This is a genomic window from Halorubrum trapanicum (assembly GCF_002355655.1).
Taxonomy (GTDB): Archaea; Halobacteriota; Halobacteria; order Halobacteriales; family Haloferacaceae; genus Halorubrum; species Halorubrum trapanicum_A.
Genome location: NZ_AP017569.1, coordinates 1,054,676 through 1,078,827 on the forward strand (window position 1 = coordinate 1,054,676; position 24,152 = coordinate 1,078,827).

Consider the following 24,152-nt stretch of genomic DNA (forward strand, 5'->3'; position numbering starts at 1 on the left):
ACCCGCCGGCAGGGGCGCGCCGACGTAGGGGCTTCGGTCGCGCGTCGCGCTCGGTCCCGGCGGCCGGCCGGTCGAGGAGGCGCCGGTCACCGACGCACCCGAACCGGCCGCTCGGCCGAGATGAACGACTCCTCCCGGTCGGTCGCCGCGAACGCGATCCCGCCGGCCTCGCCGCGCTCGACGCGCCACGCCGGCAGCGCGGGCACGTCGTAGTCGGCCGGATCGCCGTAGGTCGCCGCGACGGTCCACTCGCGGGCGCGCATCTACAGGTCCCCGTTGATCGCGTCCGCGACCCGCTGCCGGTCGAACAGCCGCTCTTCCGCCGGGATCTCCGGGTACAGCCCCTCCTCGTAGCGCGGCCACTCGCCGAACACCTCGGGGTACAGCTGCTTCGCGGTCATCTCCAGCTGGAAGAGGTTGAGGATCGGCCCCTGGTACCGGGCGCCCTGCGGGTGGATCCGGCCGTTTTTCACCGCCGTGACCTCCGCGCCGACCGGGTCGTCCTCGAAGGCGGCCCGCCGCCCGGCCATGGCGGTCCCGGGCTCGAAGCCGCCGAGGTAGAGGATGACGTCGGGGTCGGCCTCCAGTATCGTCTCGAAGTCGACGACGGTACCGGACTCGACGCTCCCCTCGAAGGCGTCGCGGGGCCCGAGCGGGCGCGTGTGCGACGTGAGGAAGCCGGGATTGCTCAGCGTGTACGCGTAGATCTGCTCGATGTCGGCGGCGGCGATCATGATCGCCGTCGGGCGCTCAGACTCCGGCGGGAGCCGCTCGTCGATCGTCGCGAGGAGGTCCTCGCGGACGCCCGCGAGCGCCTCGTAGCGCTCGCGCTCCCGGAACGCGTCGGCGACGATCTCGAACTGCTCCCAGAGGCCGTAGTACTGGTAGCCGTCGGCCCACTCGCCGGTCGGCTCCTGGTGGCGGTCCGAGAGCGAGTTGCCGAACCACGGCGAGACGCGCTCGGCGATCTCGTCGATGTCCTCGCGGTCCCAGGCGTCCTGCCGGGTGATCCACGCCGGGTCCGCGAGGTGGACGTCGCTGTCGAGCGCGTACAGCTTCTCCTTGTCGGGCTGCCACGAGGAGTAGAGCCCCGACCAGTCGAGCGAAACGCCGGGGAGCCGCTCGACGAACTGGTTCCAGAGGCCGTCGTAGTAGTCCGGCGCGTGCATCGCGGTGAGCCCGTCGCTCCGCCCCAGCGCGAACGCCATGCCCGCGTGGTGCGTGAGCCGGGTGAACACGGTCTCCGGCGGCGACTCGAACGTCACCTCGCCGGTGGGCGAGATGGACGCCGTGTAGCTCCCGTCGTCGGTATCGTCCGTCGCGGAGGCGTCCGAGCTGTCCGCCTCGCCGCCGGTCAAGTCGGTCTCGTTCCCGCCGGAACCGGCCGGGTCCGACTCGGCGTCGCCGCCGGTACACCCGGCGAGCAGGCCGCCGAGAGCGACCGTACCGCCGTACTTCGCGAACGCTCTGCGGGTCGATTCCTCGGGTACCGCGTCCTCGTTGAGCATATTTTTAGGCTACCCTAAACCAAGTTAACCGTTCCGATCTTTAGGTCGGCCTAAAATTAGTTGACACGCCGGCCCCCGCAGCCTCGTCGGCTACTCCTCGTGGCGCGCGCGGAGCGGCGTCACTCGCGGGCCGCGATCGGTGTCCACGACCTCGGCGTCGACGCGGAACACCTCGGAGAGCAGCTCCTCGGTGACGACCTCCTCGGGCGGGCCGCTGGCCCGTATCTCGCCGTCCGCGAGCGCGATCACGCGGTCGGCGAGCCGCGCGGCCTGCTCGATGTCGTGGAGCACGACGACGACGGTCACGTCGCTCTCGTCGCGCAGCGTCTCGACGATCTCCATCACCTCCATCTGGTGGTGTAAATCGAGGAACGTCGTCGGCTCGTCCAAGAGGAGCACGTCGGTGTCCTGCGCTAAGACCAATGCGATCCACGCCAGCTGCTTCTGTCCGCCGCTCAGGCTCCCGACCTCGCGGTCCCGCAGGTGACCGCAGCCCGCCAGCTCGATCGCGCGCTCGACCGCGCGGGCGTCCTCGTCGGTCGTCCGCTCGAAGAACCCGCGGTGCGGGTAGCGGCCGTGGTACACCAACTCTTCGACGGTGATGCTGTCCGGCGACGTGCTCTCCTGTGAGAGCAGCCCGAGCTTCTTCGCGAGCGCCTTCGTGTCCATCGAGTGAACGTCGCGCCCGTCGAGCAGCACCGAGCCGTCCTCGGGAGAGATCTGGTTCGCGAGTCCCTTCAGCAGGGTGCTCTTCCCGGAGCCGTTCGGCCCGACGAGCGCGGTCACCGCGCCCGGCTCGGCCGCGATCGACTCGCCGTCGATCACCGGTTCGGAGGCCGTCGGATAGCCCAACACGAGGTCCTCGGCGTCGAGGTCGCTCGCGTCGGCCGCCGGGCCGCCCGGGGCGTCCGCCCCGTCCGCGCCGCTCGGTTCGGCCGCGTCGCCCGGGCCGTCCGCCGCCGGTTCGGTCGCGCCGCTCGATTCCTCCGACTCGGTCGCGTTCGCGCGGAAGATAGACATTCAGAGGTCACCCACGTTCTGCCGCCGCCGCATCAGGTACAGGAAGTACGGCCCGCCGACCAGCCCGGTGACGATCCCCACCGGGATCTGCGCGTCGGCGCCCGTGAGCACGCTCATCCCGAGGCGCGCGCCGACGTCGGCGCCGACCATCAGCGCCGGGCCGACGAACAGGCAGCCGACGATCACCCGCTTGTAGTCGCTGCCGACCAGATTCCGGACCACGTGGGGGACGATGAGGCCCACGAAGCTCACGATCCCCGCCACGGCGATGCTGGCGGCCGCCGCCAGCACGGCGACGCCGGAGAGCGCGAACCGCACCTTCTCGATCGACATCCCCAGCGACTTCGCCGTCTGCTCGCCGAGCAGGAGGAGGTTCAGCTGCCGCGAGCCCGCGAGCGACAGCCCCATCGCCGCGACCGTCCACGGGAGCGCCGTCCGGACCTGCTCCCAGTCGGTTCCGGTCAGCGACCCGGTCGTCCACTGGATCGCCGACTGGACGACCGCGATGTCGTCGGCGAAGAAGAACAGCCCCGTCTGGAGGCTGTTGAAGACGGTGCCGACGATCACGCCCGCGAGCACCAGCCGTACGGGGCTGGTCCCGTTCTTCCACGCGATGGCGTAGACGATCAGGAACGCAACCGACCCGCCCAGCGCCGCGATCAGCGGCAGGAACGCCGTGAGTCCGCCGAACACGACGAGGGTGAGAAGAATCATCAGCCCGGCCCCGGAGGAGACGCCGAGGATGAACGGGCTCGCGAGCTCGTTCCGCGTCACCGCCTGGAAGATGGCCCCAGAAACCGCGAGGTTCATTCCGACGACGACGGCGACGAGCACCCGCGGCAGGCGGATGTTCCAGACGATGAGCGTCTCGTGTGCGAGCTCGGGGAGCTCCCCCTGAAACCCCGTGACGGTCCGCATCAGCCCCTCGCCGAGGAGGAAGTTGAGCAGCCACCGCGGGTCGAGCAGGACGGCGGGGTCGAGAACGGCTCGCCACGCCTGCCCGGCCGTCATCGAGTACGCCCCGAAGCTCACCTGAACGAGCCCCGCGACGACGACCAAGAGGAGGCTCGCGGCGGCGACGGTCAACAGCCGCGCCTCGAACAGCCACCCGAGTCGCCCTCCTTCGGCCGGCCGCCGCGCGGGGGACTCCCCGCCGACCGTCCGGCTCCCGTCGCCCGTGACCGATCCGCCGTCGGTCGCCGGTCGGTCGGCGCTCATCGCGCTCCCTCCTCGGCTCGCGTGGAGTTCGACCCCTCACCGCCCGCGTACGCCGCGACCGCCTCGTCGTCCATCGCGTCGAGCAGCGCGTCGGCCCCGTGCGCCTCCACGACCGCTTCGGGGTCGAGGTGTTCGGCGAGCGCGCGGTGGCCGGCGGCGGCGCGGGCCCGCTCCTCGTCGGCGTCGACGTACGCCGCCAGCGCGTCGTCGACCGCGGCCTCGCGAACGCGCGCGAACCGCTCCGAGTCGGGGTCGACCGGGCCGTCGGCGTGTTCCGCGTCGAACCACTCGACCCAGCGGTCGCGGTCGGCCCACTCGCCGTCGAGTTCCGCCTCGCGACGGACCCAGTCGACCCCCTCGGCCGCCTCGCGCCACCAGCCGTCGGCGACCCGGGCGTCGGCGACGACCCGCTTACCGACCCGCGCGCCGCGCCCCGCGGCCGTGATCGCCTGTCGGTCGGCGTCCGACGGGGACGCGATGTACAGCCCGTCGACGGGCGTCTCGCCGTCGCGGTCGGCGTACTCCCGGTCGAAGTGTTCGTGCGTCTCGCCGCCGTGATCGTGGACCTCGAACATCGCGTCGTCGTCGTCGAGCCCGCGGAGGTACTCGCCGTCGTAGCGCGTCGCCGCGACCACCCGGCGGGCGGTGACCGGATCGCCAGACTGCGGGGTGACGACGAAGCGCTCGGTTTCGGGGTCGTCGCCGGAACTGCCGGGGTCGCCGGCGTCGCCCTCCGCGCGCTCGACGGACTCGACGAGGTCCTCGACGACCGCACAGCCCGCCCGCTCGGCCTGCTCGCGCATGAGTTCGGCGAGCGTCCCGGCGTCGATGCCGGCCGGGAACCCAGGGTAGTTCTCCAGGTGCGCGCACTGCGCGAGCGACGACCGCCCGCGGTCGAAGACGGCGACGTCGAGGCCGTCGCGCGCGGCGAACACCGCGGCGGCGCAGCCGGCCGGACCACAGCCGACCACGACGACGTCGCGCTCGGCCGTCCGGGCGGTGTCCGCCTCGCGCCCGGCAGCGCCGCTCATTCCGCCCCTCCGGCGACGATCGAGGCCACCGCGTCGCGGTCGAACAGGCGCTCGTCGGCGGGGATCTGGGGGTAGTCGTCGCCCTGCTCGTAGCCTGGCCACTCGCCGAACCGGTCGGGGAACAGCTGTTTCGCGGTCATCTCCAGCTGGAACAGGTTCATGATCGGTCCCTGAACCGGATCGCCGGAGGGGTAGAAGCGGTCGTTCGCTATCGCGGCGAGCTCGCCGGCGACCGGGTGGGCAGACAGCTCCTCGCGGATCGCCCCCACGTCGTAGTAGGAGGCGATCCCGTACTGGTGGAGGATTACGTCGGGGTCGACCTCCAGCAGCTGCTCGTGGCCGTAGGCGGTCTCGTAGGTGACCTCCTCGGCGGCGAACGCGTCCGGAACCTCGAAGGGGCGCACGTGCGCGTTCGCGAATCCCGGCTCGTCGGTCCGGGAGGGGTAGTAGGTGCCGTCCATGTAGATGAGCGCGGCGACCGTCGGGCGCTCCGACTCCGGCGGGAGGTCGCTCCGGACCGTCTCGACCAGGTCCTCGCGGACCGCGTCGAGCGCGGCGAACCGCTCCTCCTCGCGGAACGCGGCGGCGACGCGCTCGCCGATCTCGGGGAGAGCGTAGTACTCGTACTCGTCGCGGCAGGACTCGGGGGGCTCGGAGTGCCGCCGGCTGTAGACGTTCCCGAACCACGGGCCGATCCTGTCGCGGACCTCGTCGACGTCGTCCGCGTCCCACCCGTCGAAGGAGGCGAACAGGCAGGGGTCGGCGAGGTGGAGGTCGGAGTCGAGCTCGTAGAGGAGCTCGCGGTCGACGGAGATTCCGCCGCTCGATCCGGTGTTGAGCTGCGTGAGTCCCTCGCGGTCGAAGGAGACGCCGTCAAGGGCCGCGTAGTAGGCGTCGAGCGTGTTCCCGCCGGCGTCGGCGTCGAACCCGAGCGAGTTGACCGCGTCGCCGTGGCCGAGCGCCACCGCGAGGTCGGCGTACAGCAGGCTGTACACCAGCACGTCCTCCGGGACCGAGTCGAACGTCACCTCGCCGACCGGCGCCATCGCGGCCGTGTACGAGTCCGCGTTCGCGTCCCCGTCCGACGAGTCGCCGCCGGAGCCGCCGTCCGCGGATCCGTTCCCGTCCTCGGACTCGCTCGGCGCCGCCTCCCTCCCGCTACACCCGGCGAGCAGTCCCGCGCCGGCGACGGCGCCGACGTACCTGATCGCGTCGCGTCGCGTGCCGGCGAGTCGGTCCGCGTCTGATCCCATACGATTTAGGCCACCCTAAAGATTTAAAGCGGTTTCGAATCTTAGGCGGCCCTAAATTCTCGGCGCCCGCTGGCGGTGGCCGAGCGCGCGACCCGCGATGGAGACCGGCCGGAACGGCCGACGAGACGAGGAGGTGCCGCAACGCGGGACGGAGACGCGCTCGGAGGGCGACAGAAGCCGAACGCGCAAGATCCTAGAAACTGGCCTATCCTCCGAAACTGTGATCACGGACGAGAACAGATTTCGTATCGCGCTATGTGATTTATTCGGCGCCGAACGCCCGAACGCTCTCGAACGAGCCGTCGGCGATAGCGGCGGCGACTCCGTCGGTGTCGGCGTCTCGGGGCACCTCGTGGGGATACTTCCGGGCGAAGTAGCGCACGAGGTTCTCGACGTCGCGTTCGAGGAACTCCCGGGCGTTCTCGTGGTCGACGGACACCGCCTGCGGCCAGTCGAAGATCGTGATGCCGCTCTCGGCGACCGCGACGTTGTGTTCGGAGGCGTCGGCGTGGATCCAGCCCAGGTCGTACGCGGTCGCGAGCTCGCGCAGGATCAGGTCGAGGACGCCGACCGCCTGCTCGGGGTCGAGTGTCGCGCGCGACAGCTCCGCCCCCGCGAACTTCTCCATCACGATGGCGTGTCGATTGTGGTCGACCGGTCGGGGGACGCTCACGTCGGGGTACAGCTCCTCCATCGCCTCGTACTCGCGTTCGGCCGCCTTGCGCGCGGTGTAGAGCCACGAGACGTGGTCCCGGTCGGCGGTGTACTCGCGCTCGCGGTTCACCTCGCGGAAGTTGGTGTATCCCTCGCGGTGGTACTTCAGGGCGAGCGGCCGGAACGACTGCGCCTCGTACACGTCGCCCTCCTTCCCGAGCCCGAGCGGCGATCCCACGCCGTCGATCGTCTCGCGCTCGGCGAACGTCCGGAGCGCCAGGGCGTCGTACCCCTCGAAGGTGAGCTGGTACCCCTCGTACTGGATCGTCTTCCGCTCGATCAGCTCGCGGTCGAGACACCGGTCGATGCGGTAGTCGACCTCCTCGCGCGTGAGGTCGGCGTACTCCGGGAGCTTGTCGCGGCGGACCCACTCCGAGAAGCGCATCCCCTGCTCGACGCCCGAGAGGAGGTAGAAGTCCTCGGGGTCGAGCTCCGCCATGTCGCCGGCGACGTTTCGCACCATACGCGTCCCTACTCCGGCGATTCCTAAAAGGGACGCGCGTTCGGCGGGAGCGGGTGATATAGCGTATACCGCGATAGCAAATCTACTTCGGGGGAAGTTGAGACTACGGCGGCTATAGCACCGCTGGTATGTACGATATCAGCCGAACCACCGAACTTGACACGGTTCACATTCGGGTCGGGACACCACTTCCAGTTAGTATCCCAACTAGAACTGCGTATTTGAAGAGATCAGAACAGCGCTGCCGCTCGTTTCCCCTGTTCTCACTGGCTCAATATCAGCGATTACCCGACTCCAGTTTCCTTCTTCAACAGTGTGAGCGTATTGTCCGCAGTCACAATCGGAGAATGCTCGTACTCACCCGCCAACTCGACTTGCACGAGGAGGTCGACGGCCCGCCAGATTGAGTACAGCAGACAGGCGAACGCAAAGTAGAAGAATCGCAGTATGAAGTTCTTCGAGGTTGTCGCGGCCATGAACCGCTTAATACTCCGGTAACCGCTCTCGATCTCCCAGCGATAGCCGTACTCACTCAGCAGTCCCACATTACCGTTGCACATGAACACCGAATACTGCCGGTGGTCAGTGTACTCAGAATCCTCGTTTCGACGGTACACGAGCGTCGTCTGGTACCACTCATTCTTGCCCAAGTGGAGCTTACGGTCGTTCACGTATCGATCTGTCTCACTCTTCAAGAGCCGTTTCGCCTGGGCTCTCTCGCTCGTGTGCATCCGCTTTGGAACGACGTACGTGAGCCCGCGTTGGCTAATCATCTCCAAGACGTGTTGGCTGTCGAATTCTCTGTCCATCAGCACGCTGTCGACGTGGACGAGGTCCTCAGCCGAGTCAAGTAGATCCTCGACGATTTCGAGCCGACTCTCGCCACGCCGCACCGGCCTTGCGTCTAAGACAATCGGGACCGCATTACCGACGAGCTGGACGGTCGCCCACTGATAGGCGTATTCGTCGGTCTTCTCTTTTGTCCCGATGATCTCATCCTCGTGACCTGTTCTATCACCGGTGAAGGGCTCAGCTTCAGTGATGTCGATGGCCACGATTCCGGCTCGGAAGTACTGCTCTGTCTCCGCGACTTCATCCAGTAGCCGTTTCACGGCCTGGCGGTACATCTCGCGAATCTCCGCTATCGAGAGGTCACGAATCTGATCACGACGGGCGTGTCCCAGCGGTGTCCGACTACGCGTCGACTCGTAAATGAAGCTCCGAGCCCCCTCATTGGCAGCTAAGTTCTCGCGGAGGCCGAGATAGGTCTGTAAGTCCCAGTAGGCATTCTCGTGGATCTCACAACCCTCTCCGCGATCCATCGAGAACGCCGGGAAGACAACGCGACTGACGTGATCCGTGATCGTTCCCGCCTGTTCCAGCACGGTCTGCTCGTCCGGATCGGAGTCTCCGGTACTGTCTCCTCGCTGAGGGAGCGTCCTGTCCGGGTCACGCGGAACGCTCACACCCGCGTTTTGGGCATTGATCAGGGCCGTCTGGGCAGCCGTCTCAACCGTCTCGCGTAACTCACCGTGAAGCGCTCGTGCCAGCTACGCCAGAGCGTCGACTGATTCGGAACGCTCTCGAGTCCGAGTTGCTCACGCAATTCAGGGTGGCACTCGAGGAATCCGACGAGTGCTGTCTCGTGGTCCCGTCCGTGGAGTTCTTTCAACATGAACACTCGAAAGAGGGTGTCCATCTCGTAGCTCGTCGATCCCGCATAGCGGTCATGGATCTCGAATTTGAAGTAAGCGAGCGGCAGCGAACAGACGAACTTTTCGACCGAGTTGTGGCTCTCGTGGCTGAACCACGTCTCCGAAATCGTCCGAACATCTGATTCCAGTCCCGCGAGCGACGTTCGGTCATACAGTGGTGTCGAATCATACGCCGGCCACTCAACGTACGATCGCTGAGCGATACGTCGAAAGATCGTTCGACGAGACTCGGGAGTCGAAGCCACTACGAGATACTGACTCCGACACGCAGAAGTCCTCGTCCATCTCGATAAGAGACATCGAGATTGGGGAAGGTCGGTACTCGCTAGGGGAGAGAGATTAGTTCCGAAATCCGGCTCCAGAGGGAACACATTTCCTTCACATGCCTCTAGTCGGACTATGGCTCACGAGTGCGACGATTGCGGGGAGTCGTTCGAGACACTCACTCGTCTCCGACTTCACGACTGTGGCGATGTCCAATCGGACACGTTCTCAACCTCGACCGATTCGGGGAGGTCTAAATCTGACTCATCTCCAAGCGAAAAACGGAACAAGGAGGTTGCCGAACTCGATAACCTGCTTGATCGTTTCTCCGACGGTGACGTGGATGCTCTACACTACGCAGTCGTCGAATTCGAAGCAGCACTCTCGACTGCAGTCGAGGAAGACAGCAGTGGAGACACGTTTCGGGACGTGTTCTGGCCATACTACGAGCGCGTCAGCAACGAACTCGACGATGCAGCGAGAGTACACGGTTGGCCATTCCTTGCGGATGTAATCGATGCGCATGAGCCCACTGAGAAGGACAAATTTCCGCTCGTCACGCCCACAATAGCAAACGCTGTCGGGCGATATCTTATTCGAACGCGGATAACCGATGGTGTCGAGGCGATTCCGGTCAAGGCACTCGAATACCTGAACACTGTCGCGGTCAACGCTCCCGAAAGCGACGATGTCGCGCGCGAGGAAGTCCATGCCTATGGGTGGGGAATCGGACATCCAAACCACTCGGTCGTCGACCAGCTCCACGCCCGTACGACGGAGGACATCTTCTCCGTCAACCCAACAGTCGAACACGCCTTCTACGCTGACCAGTACGCTGCCGTCGATCTGCTTGAACAGCTGGTACGAGACGAATCGAGCAATGGGACGCTCCCTCGCGTCACCCGTGACGATATGCCATATCGTCGCTACCTGCTCGACTGCGTCTACGGACTGAAAACAGATGGCCACTGGCCGGGGATGCCACGGTACTACGACTGGTACGATGAGTTGGATTACGCCTTCGAACTCGACGAGACAGTCGAACAGCGCATCCGCGACCTCGTCGAAGAGATGGGCTTCGATGCAGATCTCTCGAATGACTGGACGTTCCGCGATCTCGGTATTTGAACGAATTAACAGTACGCTTTCCCCGCCGCCCGACATACTGGCTGGTAATGCCGTTCAGCGTCACGTAGCACGTGCTCTTGAAGGAATAAGAACTCCTGGCTCTGTTGAAATCCTATTCTTCAGATATATTCCCGCCTGAAAATGCTGGTCGATGAGAACTGCGAACTTGTCGGATTTTACCGACCACAAACGCTATACTGTATTGGAGTTATCGTTTTAGTATGTATGGGACTGTTCGGGAATCGCTTGAAGACTGGTATAATCCGAGTATTCAGTCTGCGATGATTGTCCTGATGGGTTCGAGTTTTTGCCTCTTTCTGTTCCTCAACAGTCCCGATTTTACGAACCCGTACTACGTTTTTGGAGTCGGAGTGATGGGCTTCACAATCGTCTTTGCGGCGCTTATGCTCATTTCTGTGCTACTGAAGCGTCGATAGACTACTACCCTGTACTGAGCGATCCGTGAATCTCCTGTGTTGATCGGAACTGGGTAGAAATCATCAGTTTCTAAGGATTTTAATAGAGCCGAGTTCTTGGCTTTGTTGAAATCCTCAGTGGTTAATATTTTCACATCCACAACCACTCAGTACAGTGGTGGCACCTGTCCATATCTCACGTGTGATCAGTGTAGTTCGTGGGTTTCGAACCGTCGTAGCGCTCCGCGATAGGCACGTCGAGCGACCAGTAGTCCAGCAACAATCAACAGCCCGCCGAATCCACTCCGGAAGGCAGTGAGCGGGAGTCCTTGGATCGTCGCGCCAGTGTCGTTCAACGATGACGCGAAGGTGGTGAGCACGCCGCCGTTGGCGATCGACTCAAGGATGAATCCCGGAACGTAACCGATCCCCGAAAGCGCCAGCCGCACCAGCTCCGGTGCTGCCACGAGTCCAACCAGTGCCGCGCCGGGAAGCCACACCAACACAACGTGAAGTACGCCCGCGAGCAACCGGGGTGGTCGTACTTCGTCGCTGTTGCCGATCCGGATGGCACTGTAGCGCGGGAACCACATCCCGATCATTGGCGCGAGTGCCGCCCCGACGATGGTGAGGAAGCATCCGATTAGTGTCAGTGCTATCGCCGATAGTAGTCCGTGACCCCCCACCAGTGCCGATACGAGCGTGACGACGGCGACGACAGGCGCGAACAACAGACTCGGGGCAATGAGTCCGCGGACGAACGCCCGACCCGACACGGCGGTCAAGGTCGCCGGCAGGACGGCCCCCTCATCGCCGAACGGGTTGAGACCGAACGCCGCACCGGCGATCCATCCCAGCAACACGGCAACGGCTGGTCCCAGTATCCTGAGCGAACCGGATCCCTGTAGCATCATATTCACCAATGCTGAGCCGCCACCGAACACCGGGATCAGCAGGAAGTTCAATCGCTGGGGTTCCCGTCGAGCCCGCAAGAGAGACCACTCCGCAACGGACCGAGTGGAGCCGGTGACGACCGGAACGCCGAGGGGGCTGATGGCCCGCGTGAGCGCTCGCTGATCCCCCCTCGTGTGGGTAGAGACAGTGGTCTCGTCGGTGTCCAAGACGTTGACCGGCTCGCCGAACCAGAGCGAGGCGGCAATGCGCTCGGCCAGCCAGCCTCCACCAACGATCGCTACGCCAACCGCGGCTACTCCCCCGATAGCATGTGTCGACGACCAACCGATGGGTGTGCCAACTGCTAGTAGGTCGGCGAGCCACCCGATCGGAATCACTCCAAGTGTGGCTGGACTAACCGAAATGGGAAGCTGTGGTACCTGAAATATAAAATATCCCCCGAAAAACAGCATCACAACCGTCCCGCCTAGCACGCCCTTGTGACGAGCAACGAACGGCACGGTGGCCACAAGCCATGCGGCGATGTATCCCAACACCCGACCGGCCATGACCGCACTGGCGACGTACAGACTGCCGACCAGTGGGACTGCCAGCAGGGTCAGTGGCGAACGAAATGCGTACGTCCCGGCAATGGCGAGTAGGAGTCCGACCGGGAGCGCATACGTTAGCGCTCGCAGGCTCTCGGCGACGATGCCCCCAATGACGGCGGTTCTAGGTGAGACAGTTGTCAGCACGAACGTATCGGCGACCGGTTTGCTGTGGGCCGTCGTCGTCCGCTGTGCGAGCATAAACACCCCGAACACCCAGAGCATAGCGAGCGTTCCTCTAACGATCCGATTTATTGAAAACTCGGGATCAGTCCCACGGAGTTCCGGAACGAACAGGGCTACAAGTCCAGCTAGCAGTAATGTCGGGAGCACCACGCCGCCAGCCATCAAGATCAGTCGACCGGTATCCTCCCGAATCGCTCGGACGGAATGCCGGTAGTCGAACCAGCCCATCCGAACGGCGTGCCCGAGCCAGCCGGACTCAGCCATCGGTGTTCTCCTCAACGACGCTTTGGTTAGTGGTGTCGGCGGCGCTGGCCTCACCGTCCGACTCTCCTGCGCCACCGAACTCGTCGGTCGTGAGTTCGAGGAAGGCATCTTCCAGCGAGCGCGTCTCGCCGGTCTCCGCGCGGCGTTCGAGGTCAGCAGGTGACCCTTCAGCGACTAACTCACCGTCGTAGAGGATCCCCACGGTGTCGGCAATCTCCTCGACGACAGGGAGAATGTGCGTCGAGAGGAAGACGGTCGTCCCCGCGTCGGCGAGGTCCGTAATCATCTCCCGGAGCGTCCGCGCAGCGCGTGGGTCCAGTCCGGACGTGGGTTCGTCGAGGAAGACGACGTCGGGCTTATGGAGGATAGCCTGAATGTAGGCGGTCTTCTGGCGCATTCCTTTAGAGTAGTCCGCAATCCGTGTGTCGGCGTCTGCCGTGAGATCGAGTTCGTCGAGGAGTCCGTCAATTCGTTCTCGTGTCGCTTCCTCAGGGAGATCGCGGAGGCCGGCGGCGTATTCGAGTTGTTCGTAGGCGGTCGCTTGTTCGTACAGCGGTGGTTCCTCGGGTAGGTACCCGATGTGCGTGCGAAGGGCGTCCCGATCTGTGATCGAGATGCCGGAGACGGAGCCGGTGCCACTGCTCGGCCGCGTGAGCCCGGTCAGCATTCGCATCGTTGTGGTTTTCCCCGCGCCGTTGGGGCCGAGGAAGCCGTAGACGACTCCCCCCGGAATCGAGAGGTTGAGATCGTTGACGGCGAGTGTATTTTCGTAGCGCTTCGTCAGCCCGGTGGTGTCGATGGCAGTCATAGTGGAATTGAATTGGATCGGAATAGGACGCCATCTCGCTTGACGTTCCCCTCTTGTCGCTCAATCATATGTCACGATTAGAAGACTGCTTGAATAGCCTTTGTCACTCAATTTGTTCAGTTCGCAGTCCTTCCTAGCGGGTTTTTCATACACAAAGTAGTGAATAGAATGTGTGGGTCAAATCTATCCTCAGAGATTCTGAGTAGTTGTGACAGTGCAATCACTCACCCTACTATTTTGATTTAGCACCAAAAATGCCAATAGTAGCCAGCGTATTTGTTGGGATGCCACTAATGGAGCGAGATGACTTCGACGAGGCCGTTCCCGGTGAGATCGTCCCCACGACGACACCGAAGGGGACGTATTCGGCGTTCCGCCCTGACCCGCTTCCGCCCTCAATCAGTACTGAGGAACTCATTACACCGCTAGCGGAGGCGACACAGGCACTTGGCCGACTTCACGGCATCGGTCCACGTGTCGGCTCAAGGGAGATCCTGATCGAGCCGTTCATCCGAAAAGAAGCGCTGGAGTCCTCGCAAATCGAGGGCACACATGCTACTCTTTCAGACATCTACGCCTATGAGGCTGGACAGGAGGCTCTCATCGACGAAGACAGGCAGCAGGGCACCCAAGAAGTCGTGAACTATCTACACGCGCTGACGCACGGATTGGATGCGATCACAGCTGGCGATCCAATCACCGTCGAATTGCTATGCGAGATGCACGACCGGTTGCTTTCGGGTGTCCGTGGGGATGAGGCTGACCCAGGAGAACTCCGTACGGCTCAGAACTTTATCGGCAGTACGCCATACATCCAAGACGCCAAGTACGTGCCGCCGCCCCCGAACGAGATCCCCGACCTTCTCGAAGACTTGCTCGAGTATGCGAACCAAGAGATAAATCTACATCCACTTCTCCGAATCGGGCTGATCCACTACCAGTTCGAGACGATTCACCCGTTTCTCGATGGGAACGGACGACTCGGGCGGCTATTGATCAGTCTTCTCTTGCAACGTGATGGTCTCTTGCCCGTGCCGTATCTCTACCTGAGTTCGTATTTCAACGCACGACGGTCAGATTACGTTGATCATCTCTTGTCAGTCAGTCAGCACGGTGAATGGGAAGAGTGGCTCCTGTTTTTTCTGCGTGGCGTGCAGTCGCAAGCAGATGAGGCCCACCAGCGGGCCAACCTGCTAGTCGACCTCCGAGAAGACTATCAACAGCGCTATCAGAGCGAGCGGTCTGAGAATATCCTTGAACTGGTGATGCGGCTCTTCGAAGATCCGTACCTGGACGTGAACACAGCAGCCGACTGGTTGGATGTCGAATACAGCACGGCTAACCGACTGATCGGACAGCTCGAAGATGACGGAATACTCGAAGAACTCACCGGGAAAGATCGGAATCGGTTCTACCGGGCGAGCGAAGTCTTCCAGATCATCAACAAGCCGATCGACCAACTCTGAACGACTGAGCAGAGAGGGTTTGAGGCATACGCATTGAGACAACCGGTCTCAACTTCTGTACTTCGGGCCGGTCGCGGCGACGAGCGCAACCGCTTTGCGAGTCGCGCCCGAGGAGGGCGGTATGACCGCGCCCGCCGTCGACTGGCGGCTGATCCGCGAGGAGGCCCGCCCCGGACCGATGCAGATGGCGCTCGACGAGGTCGCCGCCGAGACCGCCGCCGCGGGAGGGCCCGCCACGCTCCGTACGTACCGCTGGGAGCCGAGCTGCCTCACCCTCGGCCGCCACCAGGAGCCGGAGACGGTCGACTGGGAGTTCTGCGAGCGCGAGGGGATCGACGTCACGCGCCGACAGACGGGCGGGGGCGGGATCTACCACGACGGTCGGGGGGACATCGCGTACTCGATCGCGGTTCCCGCGGAGTCGGTGCCGGGCGAACTGCTCGACTGTTACCATCTCCTGTGTGAACCCGTCCTCGACGCGTTCGACCGGCTCGGGGTCGACGCCGACTACGTCGACGAGCCGATGCCGGAGCTGTACCGCCCGGCCTGCTACCTCCGGGAACTCCATCCGGCGCACGACGTGGTGGCGCAGGGTCCCGAGGGCGATCGACACCGGAAGATCGCCGGCAACGCGCAGTACCGCAAGCGGGAGGCGGTGATCCAACACGGGTCGCTGACGTTCTCGGTCGACGCGGCGCATCACCTCGGCGTCTTCGCCGACCCGCCGGTGACGCCCGAGGGGTTCCGCGAGCGCGTCGTCGGGACGGACGAGTTGGTCGACGTCGACCGCGCGGACGCGGTGGCGGCCGTCGAGGCGGCGCTTTCCGACTGGGCCGGGGATGCGCCCGAGGCGACCGTGGACCTCGACGGGTCGTGGACGGACGCGGAATTAGAGCGGGCGGAAGAGATCGTCGCGGAGAAGTACCGGGACGAGGCGTGGATCCGGACCCGACCCGGGAACGGCGGGGCGTAGACGGCTTCGCGGGGTATCGTGGGGTATCCGCCCGGTTCCGAAGGGGCTTTTTCGACCGCCCCCCCAGTGTCCGGTATGAGTCTCAAGGTCGGCGCGCACGTCTCCATCGCCGGCGGCGTGGACAACGCCGTGGAAAATCAGGTCGAGGTCGGCGGCAACTGCGGACAGATATTCACCCACTCGCCGCAGGTGTGGCAGGATCCGAACATCGGCGACGAGGAGGCCGAGCGGTTCCGCGAGGGCACCGAACGCGACATGGAAGGGCCGTGGGTGATCCACACCTCCTACCTCGTGAACCTCTGTACGCCGAAGGAGGGGCTCCGCGAGAAGTCGCTCGACTCGATGCAAAAGGAGGTCGACGCGGCCGACAAGCTGGGAATCCCGTACGTCAACGTCCACCTCGGCGCGCACACGGGCGCCGGCGTCGAGGGCGGCCTCGACAACGCCGCGTCGGTGATCGACGACCTCGACGTGCCCGAGGGCGTGACGGTCCTGATCGAGAGCGACGCGGGCGCGGGGACGAAGCTCGGCGGGGAGTTCGAGCACCTCGCGGGGATCATCGACCGCACGGAGACGGAGATCGACGTCTGCGTCGACACGGCCCACGCGTTCGCGGCGGGCTACGACCTCTCGACGCCCGAGGCGGTCGATCAGACGATCGGGGAGTTCGACGACGTGGTCGGGTTGGAACACCTGGAGTACGTCCACCTCAACGACTCGAAACACGAGTGCGGCACCAACAAGGACGAGCACGCCCACATCGGCGAGGGGCACATCGGCGAGGCGGGGATGGAGCGCTTCCTCAACCATCCCGACCTGACGGACGTGCCGCTCGCGCTGGAGACGCCGACCGAGGACGGGAAGAGCTTCGCGTGGAACATCGATCGAGTGCGCGGACTCCGCCGCGACTGACTGAAGCGACGCGACGCGCCGTCGCCGGTCCGAGCCGGACGGCAGTCGTCCGTCCGACGCGGATTTAAGTGATTCCGTTGTCGATCCACGGACATGCCCACCACGAAGGCGTTGCTGTTCGGACGCCGCCGCGACCGCGCGGTCGGGCTGGTGGTCGGGTTCGCCGGCGTCGTGACGCTCGCGCTCGTCGCAGCGTTCGTCGCCGAGTCCGCGGGCGTCACGCCGGCGACAGCGCTGACCGACCGGCTCCTCCCGGTGTTGGTGTTCTACGCGCCCGGGCCCCTCGCGGCCGCCGGGGCGTACGCGCGCTGCGGGGGCCCGGCGTGTCTGGCCGTCGGCGTCGTGCCGGCGCTCGTCCTCGGGGGGTTCGTCCTCCTCGGGACGCTCGTCGGCGTCCCCGGCGTCAACGGCGGGAACCCGGCGATCGGCGACGTGACGGTGAGCTTCGCCGCGATCGGGGTGACCAGCGCGTTCGTCGGCTACTGCGCCGGCGTGACCGCCGTCCTCGCCGCCGATCTCGTCGGGTTCGGGTCCGGTGACGCGGACGAGGAAGGCGGCGACGAGTGAGGAGGACCGGTCCGGCCGGCGACCGATCTCCGGACGTTTATTTCCGCCCGCGACGAAGCGGGCCCGTGCGACGCTTTTCAGCCGAGTACCTCGAACACACCCGCCGCGGGATGTGGGAGGACGGCCGCGACGCGCTCGCTGACCTGAAGCTGGCGAGCCGCGAGCACGTCCTCGACGTCGGCTGCGGCACCGGGGAGCTGACCCGCGTGCTGGCCGCGGAGGCGGACGGGGCGGGCGAGCCGGACGCGAACGTGATCGGCGTCGACGCCGACCCGGAGCTCCTCTCGGTCGCTCGTGAAGCTGAACGGGGGACGGACGCCGGCGCGCGGATCGATTACCTCGCGGGCGACGCGACGCGGCTCCCGGTCGGCGACGACGCGGTCGACCTCGCGGTCTGTCAGGCCCTGCTGATCAACCTCCCGGACCCGGCCGCAGCGGTCCGCGACCTCGCCCGCGTTTCTTCGGACCTCATCGCAGCTGTCGAGCCGGACAACGCCGACGTGCGGGTGGCCTCGACGGTCGACGCGGAAGAGCGGCTGGAGCGCGAGGCCCGTGAGGCGTACGTCGACGGGGTGGATACCGACGTCGCGCTCGGCGACCGCGTGCGCGAGGCGTTCGACGCGGCCGGGCTGGTCGACGTGCGGACGCGGCGGTACGTCCACGAGAAGCGGACGGAGCCGCCGTACGCGGAGGCCGCGCTGCGGTCGGCGGCGCGGAAGGCCTCCGGCGCGGGGCTGGCCGACCATCGGGAGGAGCTGGTGGCGGCGACCTCGGAGGCGGCCTACGACGACCTCCGCGGGCGCTGGCGCGAGATGGGTCGGGAGGTTGCGGCGGCGATCGACGGCGGCGAGTACGAGCGCGTCGAGTACGTCCCCTTCGACGTGACCGTCGGGCGAGTGAAGTGAGATGTTGGATCTGAATCGGTGCGTCGGCGTGGTTGTTTATAAATAGCGAGCGGTAGCGTCGGCAGCGTCGGAGACAGTTTATAAACGGTTGACGGCGCTGCGGCGAACGCCTCCAAAGCCCCAGCCGCGAGGGCTCGGTGCGCTCGCTGCGCTCCTCAGTCGCTCGTTTCACTCGCTCCTTGCGGTGCTTGCGTCGCGCGCCTTCGCCCTCGCGGCTGCCCCTTTGAGTCCCGCCCAACCGCGACCGCACCTCACGCCTCCCCAGCCTCGTCGCTGGTCCTCCGCTACGCTCCGGACCAGCGACTCCCTCGCGCGTGCCGTCTCGCGGTCGCCGGGAGCGACCGCTCGCGGGCACGCGCCACCGCAGTCATTTATAAATGGCGGCGCGGCGCGTCCGAGTCACACCATGTCGCCGCGCACGGACGCGCCCTCCTGCTCGGCGCGCCGTTGTTTGAGGACCTCCGCGGCCTCGTTCGCCGCGTCCTCGTCCGCGCCGAGCATCCCGAGCGCGGCGGGCAGCGTCGGCATCGCGAGCGAGGCCTCGCGGAGGCGCTGGAACGCCTCGTCGTCGCGCTCGCCGTCGACCCAGAGGCAGACGCCGCGGGGGTCGAGCACCTCCTCGTAGGCGTCGCGGGCGAGCGCCCCCTTCAGGCGCTGGCGGACGTTGTCCTCGAAGCCGGCGTTACAGACCTCCAGATGGATCGGCTCGTCGTCCTCAACGAGTTCGGCGGCGAGGCACTTCTCGGGCGCCGCGTACCCGTTGTCGCTCGTTCGCACGCGGTCCGGGTGCGCCTCGGCCCACGCGGCGTCGACCGTGGTACCGACGCCCTTCACCCCGTACTCGGCCTCGAAGTCGGCGGCCGCGTCGGCGTCGCCGCCCATGATCACGTCCTTCGTGAGGTAGACGTCGAGCCGGTCGACCGGGTCGAGCCCGAGCGCGACGTCGCCGAACGCCCACACCTCGCGGACGGGCACCGGCATCGGCTCGCTCGCGACGCGGTCGACGAGCGTCTCCAGGCGGTCGACGGCCCGTTCGCGTTCCATTGGCGAGGCGTAGGCGACGGGCGGGCAAACCGGTTACGCTCGGGCGACCGAGGTCCGGCGGCCGAGGCCGGTCCGCCACCTACAGGATGAACGACCGGAGGCCGTTGAGCGAGCGCGCGTTGAGCACGTTCGACGTCTCGGCCCAGCCCCGCCGGGCCGTGTGAACCCCGTACCGGGCGTTATCGAGCTCTCGCGGGGCGTGCGCGTCGGTGTTGACGGCGATCGTCGCCCCCGCTTCGATCGCAGCCCGGACGAACTCGCCGTCGGCGTCGAGCCGCGCGGGATTCGCGTTCACCTCGACCGCGGTCCCGTTCGCGGCGGCGGCCTCGGCGACCGCCTCCACGTCCGGGTCGAGCCCCGGCCGCTCGTTGATGAGGCGGCCGGTCGGGTGGCCCAGCACGTCGACGTGCGGGTGTTCGACCGCGCTGACCAGCCGCTCGGTGGCCGCGTCGCGGTCCTGGCCGAGCGCGGCGTGGGGCGACGCGACGACGAGGTCGAGCGCCGCGAGCGTCTCGTCGTCGGTCGCGAGGCCGCCGTCGGCGCCGATGTTGGCCTCGATCCCGTGGAGGATCGGGATCTCGACCTCGTCGCGCGCCTCGGCTATCGCCGCGGCCTGCTCCTCGATGTCGGACTCGTCGAGGCCGACCCCGCCGACCATCCCCGGCCCGGTCGCGTGGTCGGTGACGACGTGGTAGTCGTAGCCGCGCTCCGCGGCCGCCCGGGCCATCTCGACGACGGAGAAGGAGCCGTCGGACCAGTCGGTGTGCGTGTGGAGGTCGCCGCGGAGGTCGCCCTCGCCGACGAGGAGCGGGAGCCGGTCCTCGGCGGCCGCCTCGACCTCGCCGCGGTCCTCGCGCAGTTCGGGCGGGACCGGCTCCATGTCGAGCGCGCGGTACACCTCGGCCTCGTCCTCGCCGGCGACGCGCTCGCCGGCGCGAGTGGCGTCCGGCTCCTCCGCGTCGCCGGCGGCCGGACCGTCGTCGCCGTCCGAGCCGCCGTCGCCCTCCTCGTCGAGGTCGCTCACGTCGAAGAGCCCGTACTCGTTCAGCTTGAGCCCGCGGTCGATCGCCCGGTTGCGGACGGCGACGTTGTGGGCCCGCGAGCCGGTGAAGTACTGGAGCGCGGCGCCGAACTCGTCGGGGTCGACGATCCGGAGGTCGACGCGGGTGCCGTCGGCGCGGACGCTCGCCTTCCCGGTGCCCGCCTCGATCGTCGCGTCCGCGGCGTCCCAGTCGGTGAACGCCTCAACGATCGGCTCGCGCGCCTCGCTGGCGACGAGCAGGTCGACGTCGCCGATCGTGGGTTTCCACCGCCGGATCGACCCGCACACCTCGGCGGACTCGACGGGGTCGAGCGCGGCGAGGTACGCGAGCGCGTCGTCCGCGAGCGGCCGGGCGTCGCCGAGGCGGGTGCGCTCGCGGGCCTCTCGGGCGAACGGAATGTTGTCGAGGATGTTCTGTTCGGTCTTCGCGCCGAAGCCCGACACCTCCCGAATCTCGCCCGCCTCCGCGGCGGCCTCCAGCTCGTCGAGGTCGGAGACCCCGAGCGCGTCGTACAGCGACCCGACCGTCTTCGGGCCGACGCCCTCCACCGCGGTCAGCCCCGCCATGTCGACCGGGAGTTCCTCGCGCAGCTCGGTCAGCTCCTCGATCTCCCCGGTCTCCACGTACTCGACGATCTTCGCGGCGATGGCGTCGCCGACGCGGTCGATCTCGGCGACCGCGTCCTCGCCGTCGGCCGCGAGCCCCTCGATCGGCGCGGGGTGGTCGCGGACGTTCTCGGCCGCCCGTCGGTAGGCGGTCGGCTTGTACTCGACGCCCGTCGCCTCGAGGAGGTCGGCGAACTCCTCCAGCCGCGTCGCGACCTCGTCGTTCCGGCTCATGACGCGACCGTTCGACGGCGCGGCACTTATACCGCCGGCCGAACGCCCGACGGCCGGCGCGCGGCGACCCGCCGGTCGCTTATGCCGTCGGCGGCCGAACCCCGTACCATGTCGATCGACGACGCCGACGGCGAGCCCGGGGACCGAAACGTGTTCGGCGGCGAACTCGCGCCCTGCGGCGGCGAGCCGACGACCGGCTACCTCCGCGACGGGCGCTGCCGCGACGTCGACGGCGACGTCGGCGAGCACACGCTCTGTGCGGTCGTGACGGCCGATTTCCTGCGGTACAGCCGGGACCGGGGCAACGACCTGATAACCCCCCGCCCCGAGTTCGACTTCCCCGGGCTGGAGCCGGGCGACCGCTGGTGCCTCTGCGTCGGCCGGTGGGTCGAGGCGGCCGAGGCGGGCGCCGCGCCGCCGGTCGTCCTCGAAGCGACGAACGAGTCCGTGTTGCGGGCCGTCGACGCCGACCGCCTCCGAGAGCACGAGTTCGACCCCGAGACGTTCGAGCCCGGGAGCCTCGACTGAGCGCCGGCGCCGCGGGAGGGCCGCCGACCCGTTACTCCGTCAGCCAGAGCCCGGCGGCGACGACCGCCGCCAGCCCCATCGAGCCGGCGAGCAGCGCGAACGCCGGCCGGAAGCCGACCGCATCGGCGACGATGCCGACCGCGCTCGGCGCGAGCGCGCCGGCGCCCATGAGCAGCGTCCGGACGACGCCGAGCCCGCCGCCCGCGAGGCGCTCGGGGAGCAGCTCCATCAGGTAGGCGCTGCGCACCGGCTGGAACCCGTGCGAGCCGAGGCCGAAGAGTGCGACGACGACCGCGGCCGCGACGGCGCCGAGCCCGAGGCTCGGGAGCGAGACGAGCGCGACGAGCGCCGCGGCCGCCAGCCCGAGCGTGCCGACCATCACGGGGAACCGCCCGACGCGGTCCGAGAGGTCGCCGGTGACCAGCTGGACGAACGTCACCGCGAACACGAGCGAGTAGAGGAGGTTCGCGGTCGACGTGGCGAGGTCGGCGGCCTCCGAGAGGTACAGCGGGAGGAACGCGACGAGCCCGTTGTGCGCGAACGAGAACCCGACGGCCACCAGCACGAACGCCGAGAACCGGGGGTTCCGGAACAGCCGGAGGTACTCGCGCGTGTCGGGGTCGGGCCCGTCCCCCTCGGTCGAGCCGGCCGCCGCGGGCGAGCCGGAGAGCCGGACCGCGGTCGCGGCCGCGAGGCCGACCGCGAGGACGCCGGTGAGGAGGAACGGGGCGCGCCAGTCGGCGCCGGGCAACCGGGCGAGGACGGCCGCGAGCGCGGGCGGTGCGGAGAGGACGGCGACGACGACCGCGGGTGCTGCGACGCCGCCCATCGCGCCGAGCGTGTCGTGCGCGCCGAGCATCCGCCCGGTGCGGGCGGGGTAGACGCGGGCGATCAGCCGCACCGAGACGGTCTTGTGGACGCCGGTGCCGGCCCCGATGACGAGCATCGCGGCGACTAACGCGGCGAAGGGCGCGTCGAAGACGACCGCGAGCGACCCCGCGCCGGCGACGAGCGCGCCCGCGACGATCACCCGGACCGGACCGAGCCGGTCCGCGACCGCGCCGCTCGGGAACTGGAGGAGGGCGTACACGAGCATGAAGCCGGTGAAGGCGGTCCCGACGGTGGCGTTGCTCACGCCGTAAGCGCCCTGTATCGACTCGAACAGCGGCGGGAAGAGGTACCGGACGAACTTCCCGAGGAACCAGACGAGCGAGACGAGGACCAAGGCGTCGTACTCGCCGATCCGGTCTCGGGTCATCGCCGGAGCGTAGCCCGGTCACCCGTATAAAGGGCCTGAAGCGCTCTGCGGCTGCCGGTAAGGACCGATCTGGTCATCTCCGTTGTTCCGCGGTGGCGCGTGCCGACGAGCGGCCGACAGGCCGCGAGTCGCACGCGCGAGGTCGCCGGCGCTACGCGCCGGCTGCCAGAGGGACCTTCGGTCCCTCGCTGGAGTCAGCCGGCCGGAGCGAAGCGGAGGCCGGCTGACGAGGCTGGGGAGGCGTGAGGTGCGGTCGCGGTGCTGTGCGGGGCGGGACTCAAAGGGGCAGCCGCGAGGCGGGCGCAGACGACGTAAGCACCGCAGCGAGTGAGCGGAGCGAACGAGCGAGGAGCGCAACGAGTGTGCGCCCTCCTCGCGGCTGGGGATTTGTAGACGTCCTCCGCCGATCTGCCAGCAACCGTTTATAAGCGAGCGGCCGGGAAGTTGGAGAGATTCACTGCCGCCGCGACCGCGACGATTTATAAACAACCGGCTGAACTTCGTGCTTGAGCACCACCGGCACCGCGCAGTGATTTATAAATACACAATCTGTTTGCTGATGAGACACTGTTTGGCTCCGTTGAATTCCCTCTTTTCGTGTGTTCCTCGTCGGATTCGCTCAGTACGGGAGATCCACACGCCGACGGACCGTGGACCTGCCTAGTGGTAAGAACGACCGTCCGTCACCCGATGACGTACTCCGGGGCGAGGAACAGAATGGCGAGAAAACAGGCCAATACGAGGACGGCCGTGAGGCGCAGTAGACCGGCCGCCTGTCGTCGGGTTTTCGGAAGCGATTCGGCAATTCCGGACAGCGCGGTTCCGACGATAAAGAACAGTACCCACGGGACTACCGCTTCAGCCTCGCCGACGCTCCATGTATACACGAATAGACACAGGTAGCAGACCGACGCCCCGAACTGGACGAGTGAGACGGGCCGGCCCTGTGGCTCGTTGAACAGAACCTCGCTGACATAGGGGACCATAGCCGATGTGTTCCCGCTATCGATACTAAATGATGGCCCACTGTGATTCCAGTGGAACGTCGTCTCCCCTGCTACGCGGTTCTTACCGACCGGCCATCTCGGGCAAGAATCCGTCTGAAGGGCGGGATTTCGACGGAGTTA

The 24,152-nt window shown here is 66.7% G+C and carries 20 protein-coding genes and 1 pseudogene; 7 read left to right on the forward strand and 14 right to left on the reverse strand.

Features of this window, described 5'->3' with window-relative positions; translation table 11 throughout:
• Positions 1-86: 86 nt before the first annotated feature.
• The 8 genes and pseudogenes from CPZ01_RS15360 to CPZ01_RS15605 form a co-directional block, all read right to left on the reverse strand.
• Positions 87-263 carry a hypothetical protein gene (locus CPZ01_RS15360; RefSeq protein ID WP_172863931.1) on the reverse strand — a complete coding sequence of 59 codons (177 nt, stop codon included), beginning with the start codon at positions 261-263 and terminating at the stop codon, positions 87-89.
• Positions 264-1,508, reverse strand: coding sequence for an ABC transporter substrate-binding protein (locus CPZ01_RS05165; protein ID WP_096393744.1), 1,245 nt, complete (start codon positions 1,506-1,508; stop codon positions 264-266).
• A gap of 90 nt (positions 1,509-1,598) precedes the next feature.
• Positions 1,599-2,528, reverse strand: a complete 930-nt coding sequence (locus CPZ01_RS05170) for an ABC transporter ATP-binding protein (protein WP_096393745.1) — start codon at positions 2,526-2,528, stop codon at positions 1,599-1,601.
• Entirely contained in the window at positions 2,529-3,746 is a 1,218-nt protein-coding gene (locus CPZ01_RS05175) for a FecCD family ABC transporter permease (protein ID WP_096393746.1), read from the reverse strand.
• Positions 3,743-4,777 carry an FAD-dependent oxidoreductase gene (locus CPZ01_RS05180; protein WP_096393747.1) on the reverse strand — a complete coding sequence of 345 codons (1,035 nt, stop codon included), beginning with the start codon at positions 4,775-4,777 and terminating at the stop codon, positions 3,743-3,745. The genes CPZ01_RS05175 and CPZ01_RS05180 overlap by 4 nt, the downstream gene beginning before the upstream one ends.
• Positions 4,774-6,030, reverse strand: a complete 1,257-nt coding sequence (locus CPZ01_RS05185) for an ABC transporter substrate-binding protein (protein ID WP_096393748.1) — start codon at positions 6,028-6,030, stop codon at positions 4,774-4,776. The genes CPZ01_RS05180 and CPZ01_RS05185 overlap by 4 nt, the downstream gene beginning before the upstream one ends.
• 262 nt (positions 6,031-6,292) lie before the next feature.
• A complete protein-coding gene (locus CPZ01_RS05190; protein WP_096393749.1) occupies positions 6,293-7,207 on the reverse strand; it encodes a serine/threonine-protein kinase RIO2 in 915 nt (304 codons plus the stop codon).
• Between the two features lie 284 nt (positions 7,208-7,491).
• Positions 7,492-9,167 (reverse strand): annotated as a pseudogene (locus tag CPZ01_RS15605) (transposase).
• 154 nt (positions 9,168-9,321) lie between these two features.
• On the opposite strand from CPZ01_RS15605, the gene CPZ01_RS05200 reads away from it, so the two are divergent.
• A complete protein-coding gene (locus CPZ01_RS05200; protein ID WP_096393750.1) occupies positions 9,322-10,314 on the forward strand; it encodes a hypothetical protein in 993 nt (330 codons plus the stop codon).
• Between the two features lie 622 nt (positions 10,315-10,936).
• On the opposite strand, the gene CPZ01_RS05210 is transcribed toward CPZ01_RS05200, so the two are convergent.
• Together CPZ01_RS05210 and CPZ01_RS05215 are read right to left on the reverse strand one after the other, a co-directional pair.
• Complete coding sequence (locus CPZ01_RS05210) at positions 10,937-12,682, reverse strand: hypothetical protein (protein ID WP_197702925.1); 1,746 nt, start codon at positions 12,680-12,682, stop codon at positions 10,937-10,939.
• Positions 12,675-13,490: an ABC transporter ATP-binding protein gene (locus tag CPZ01_RS05215; protein ID WP_096393752.1), complete on the reverse strand. Its 816-nt coding sequence runs from the start codon at positions 13,488-13,490 to the stop codon at positions 12,675-12,677. Before CPZ01_RS05215 ends, CPZ01_RS05210 begins: the two co-directional genes overlap by 8 nt.
• A gap of 293 nt (positions 13,491-13,783) precedes the next feature.
• Here CPZ01_RS05215 and CPZ01_RS05220 point away from each other — a divergent pair, with 293 nt between their 5' ends.
• The 5 genes from CPZ01_RS05220 to CPZ01_RS05240 all read left to right on the forward strand — a co-directional run bounded on the left by CPZ01_RS05220 (position 13,784) and on the right by CPZ01_RS05240 (position 18,313).
• Positions 13,784-14,956: a Fic family protein gene (locus CPZ01_RS05220; RefSeq protein WP_096393753.1), complete on the forward strand. Its 1,173-nt coding sequence runs from the start codon at positions 13,784-13,786 to the stop codon at positions 14,954-14,956.
• A gap of 121 nt (positions 14,957-15,077) precedes the next feature.
• Positions 15,078-15,929, forward strand: coding sequence for a lipoate--protein ligase family protein (locus CPZ01_RS05225; protein ID WP_096393754.1), 852 nt, complete (start codon positions 15,078-15,080; stop codon positions 15,927-15,929).
• 75 nt (positions 15,930-16,004) lie between these two features.
• Entirely contained in the window at positions 16,005-16,841 is an 837-nt protein-coding gene (locus CPZ01_RS05230; RefSeq protein ID WP_096393755.1) for a deoxyribonuclease IV, read from the forward strand.
• A gap of 93 nt (positions 16,842-16,934) precedes the next feature.
• The gene (locus CPZ01_RS05235) at positions 16,935-17,408 is read left to right on the forward strand and encodes a hypothetical protein (RefSeq protein ID WP_096393756.1); all 474 of its coding nucleotides are present in this window, start codon (positions 16,935-16,937) and stop codon (positions 17,406-17,408) included.
• 65 nt (positions 17,409-17,473) lie between these two features.
• The gene (locus CPZ01_RS05240) at positions 17,474-18,313 is read left to right on the forward strand and encodes a class I SAM-dependent methyltransferase (RefSeq protein WP_096393757.1); all 840 of its coding nucleotides are present in this window, start codon (positions 17,474-17,476) and stop codon (positions 18,311-18,313) included.
• 399 nt (positions 18,314-18,712) lie between these two features.
• Here the strand turns inward: CPZ01_RS05240 and CPZ01_RS05245 are convergent, their stop codons facing one another.
• Both CPZ01_RS05245 and CPZ01_RS05250 read right to left on the reverse strand, forming a co-directional pair.
• Complete coding sequence (locus CPZ01_RS05245) at positions 18,713-19,357, reverse strand: DUF7095 family protein (protein ID WP_096393758.1); 645 nt, start codon at positions 19,355-19,357, stop codon at positions 18,713-18,715.
• A 79-nt stretch (positions 19,358-19,436) separates the two neighbouring features.
• Complete coding sequence (locus CPZ01_RS05250) at positions 19,437-21,239, reverse strand: helix-hairpin-helix domain-containing protein (protein WP_096393759.1); 1,803 nt, start codon at positions 21,237-21,239, stop codon at positions 19,437-19,439.
• A 108-nt stretch (positions 21,240-21,347) separates the two neighbouring features.
• On the opposite strand from CPZ01_RS05250, the gene CPZ01_RS05255 reads away from it, so the two are divergent.
• Entirely contained in the window at positions 21,348-21,767 is a 420-nt protein-coding gene (locus CPZ01_RS05255) for a DUF2237 family protein (protein WP_096393760.1), read from the forward strand.
• A 31-nt stretch (positions 21,768-21,798) separates the two neighbouring features.
• Here the strand turns inward: CPZ01_RS05255 and CPZ01_RS05260 are convergent, their stop codons facing one another.
• Both CPZ01_RS05260 and CPZ01_RS05265 read right to left on the reverse strand, forming a co-directional pair.
• Positions 21,799-23,025 (reverse strand): MFS transporter, encoded by a 1,227-nt coding sequence (locus tag CPZ01_RS05260; RefSeq protein WP_096393761.1) that lies wholly within the window; start codon positions 23,023-23,025, stop codon positions 21,799-21,801.
• 683 nt (positions 23,026-23,708) lie between these two features.
• Positions 23,709-24,011: a hypothetical protein gene (locus CPZ01_RS05265; RefSeq protein ID WP_096393762.1), complete on the reverse strand. Its 303-nt coding sequence runs from the start codon at positions 24,009-24,011 to the stop codon at positions 23,709-23,711.
• Between the last annotated feature and the right edge of the window lie 141 nt (positions 24,012-24,152).

What these genes read in the sequence shown, in the direction of transcription:
- CPZ01_RS15360 (WP_172863931.1), bottom strand. Translation starts at nt 263, where the DNA reads ATGCGCGCCCGCGAGTGGACCGTCGCGGCGACCTACGGCGATCCGGCC.
- CPZ01_RS05165 (WP_096393744.1), bottom strand. Translation starts at nt 1,508, where the DNA reads ATGCTCAACGAGGACGCGGTACCCGAGGAATCGACCCGCAGAGCGTTC.
- CPZ01_RS05170 (WP_096393745.1), bottom strand. Translation starts at nt 2,528, where the DNA reads ATGTCTATCTTCCGCGCGAACGCGACCGAGTCGGAGGAATCGAGCGGC.
- CPZ01_RS05175 (WP_096393746.1), bottom strand. Translation starts at nt 3,746, where the DNA reads ATGAGCGCCGACCGACCGGCGACCGACGGCGGATCGGTCACGGGCGAC.
- CPZ01_RS05180 (WP_096393747.1), bottom strand. Translation starts at nt 4,777, where the DNA reads ATGAGCGGCGCTGCCGGGCGCGAGGCGGACACCGCCCGGACGGCCGAG.
- CPZ01_RS05185 (WP_096393748.1), bottom strand. Translation starts at nt 6,030, where the DNA reads ATGGGATCAGACGCGGACCGACTCGCCGGCACGCGACGCGACGCGATC.
- CPZ01_RS05190 (WP_096393749.1), bottom strand. Translation starts at nt 7,207, where the DNA reads ATGGTGCGAAACGTCGCCGGCGACATGGCGGAGCTCGACCCCGAGGAC.
- CPZ01_RS05200 (WP_096393750.1), top strand. Translation starts at nt 9,322, where the DNA reads ATGGCTCACGAGTGCGACGATTGCGGGGAGTCGTTCGAGACACTCACT.
- CPZ01_RS05210 (WP_197702925.1), bottom strand. Translation starts at nt 12,682, where the DNA reads ATGGCTGAGTCCGGCTGGCTCGGGCACGCCGTTCGGATGGGCTGGTTC.
- CPZ01_RS05215 (WP_096393752.1), bottom strand. Translation starts at nt 13,490, where the DNA reads ATGACTGCCATCGACACCACCGGGCTGACGAAGCGCTACGAAAATACA.
- CPZ01_RS05220 (WP_096393753.1), top strand. Translation starts at nt 13,784, where the DNA reads ATGGAGCGAGATGACTTCGACGAGGCCGTTCCCGGTGAGATCGTCCCC.
- CPZ01_RS05225 (WP_096393754.1), top strand. Translation starts at nt 15,078, where the DNA reads ATGACCGCGCCCGCCGTCGACTGGCGGCTGATCCGCGAGGAGGCCCGC.
- CPZ01_RS05230 (WP_096393755.1), top strand. Translation starts at nt 16,005, where the DNA reads ATGAGTCTCAAGGTCGGCGCGCACGTCTCCATCGCCGGCGGCGTGGAC.
- CPZ01_RS05235 (WP_096393756.1), top strand. Translation starts at nt 16,935, where the DNA reads ATGCCCACCACGAAGGCGTTGCTGTTCGGACGCCGCCGCGACCGCGCG.
- CPZ01_RS05245 (WP_096393758.1), bottom strand. Translation starts at nt 19,357, where the DNA reads ATGGAACGCGAACGGGCCGTCGACCGCCTGGAGACGCTCGTCGACCGC.
- CPZ01_RS05250 (WP_096393759.1), bottom strand. Translation starts at nt 21,239, where the DNA reads ATGAGCCGGAACGACGAGGTCGCGACGCGGCTGGAGGAGTTCGCCGAC.
- CPZ01_RS05255 (WP_096393760.1), top strand. Translation starts at nt 21,348, where the DNA reads ATGTCGATCGACGACGCCGACGGCGAGCCCGGGGACCGAAACGTGTTC.
- CPZ01_RS05260 (WP_096393761.1), bottom strand. Translation starts at nt 23,025, where the DNA reads ATGACCCGAGACCGGATCGGCGAGTACGACGCCTTGGTCCTCGTCTCG.
- CPZ01_RS05265 (WP_096393762.1), bottom strand. Translation starts at nt 24,011, where the DNA reads ATGGTCCCCTATGTCAGCGAGGTTCTGTTCAACGAGCCACAGGGCCGG.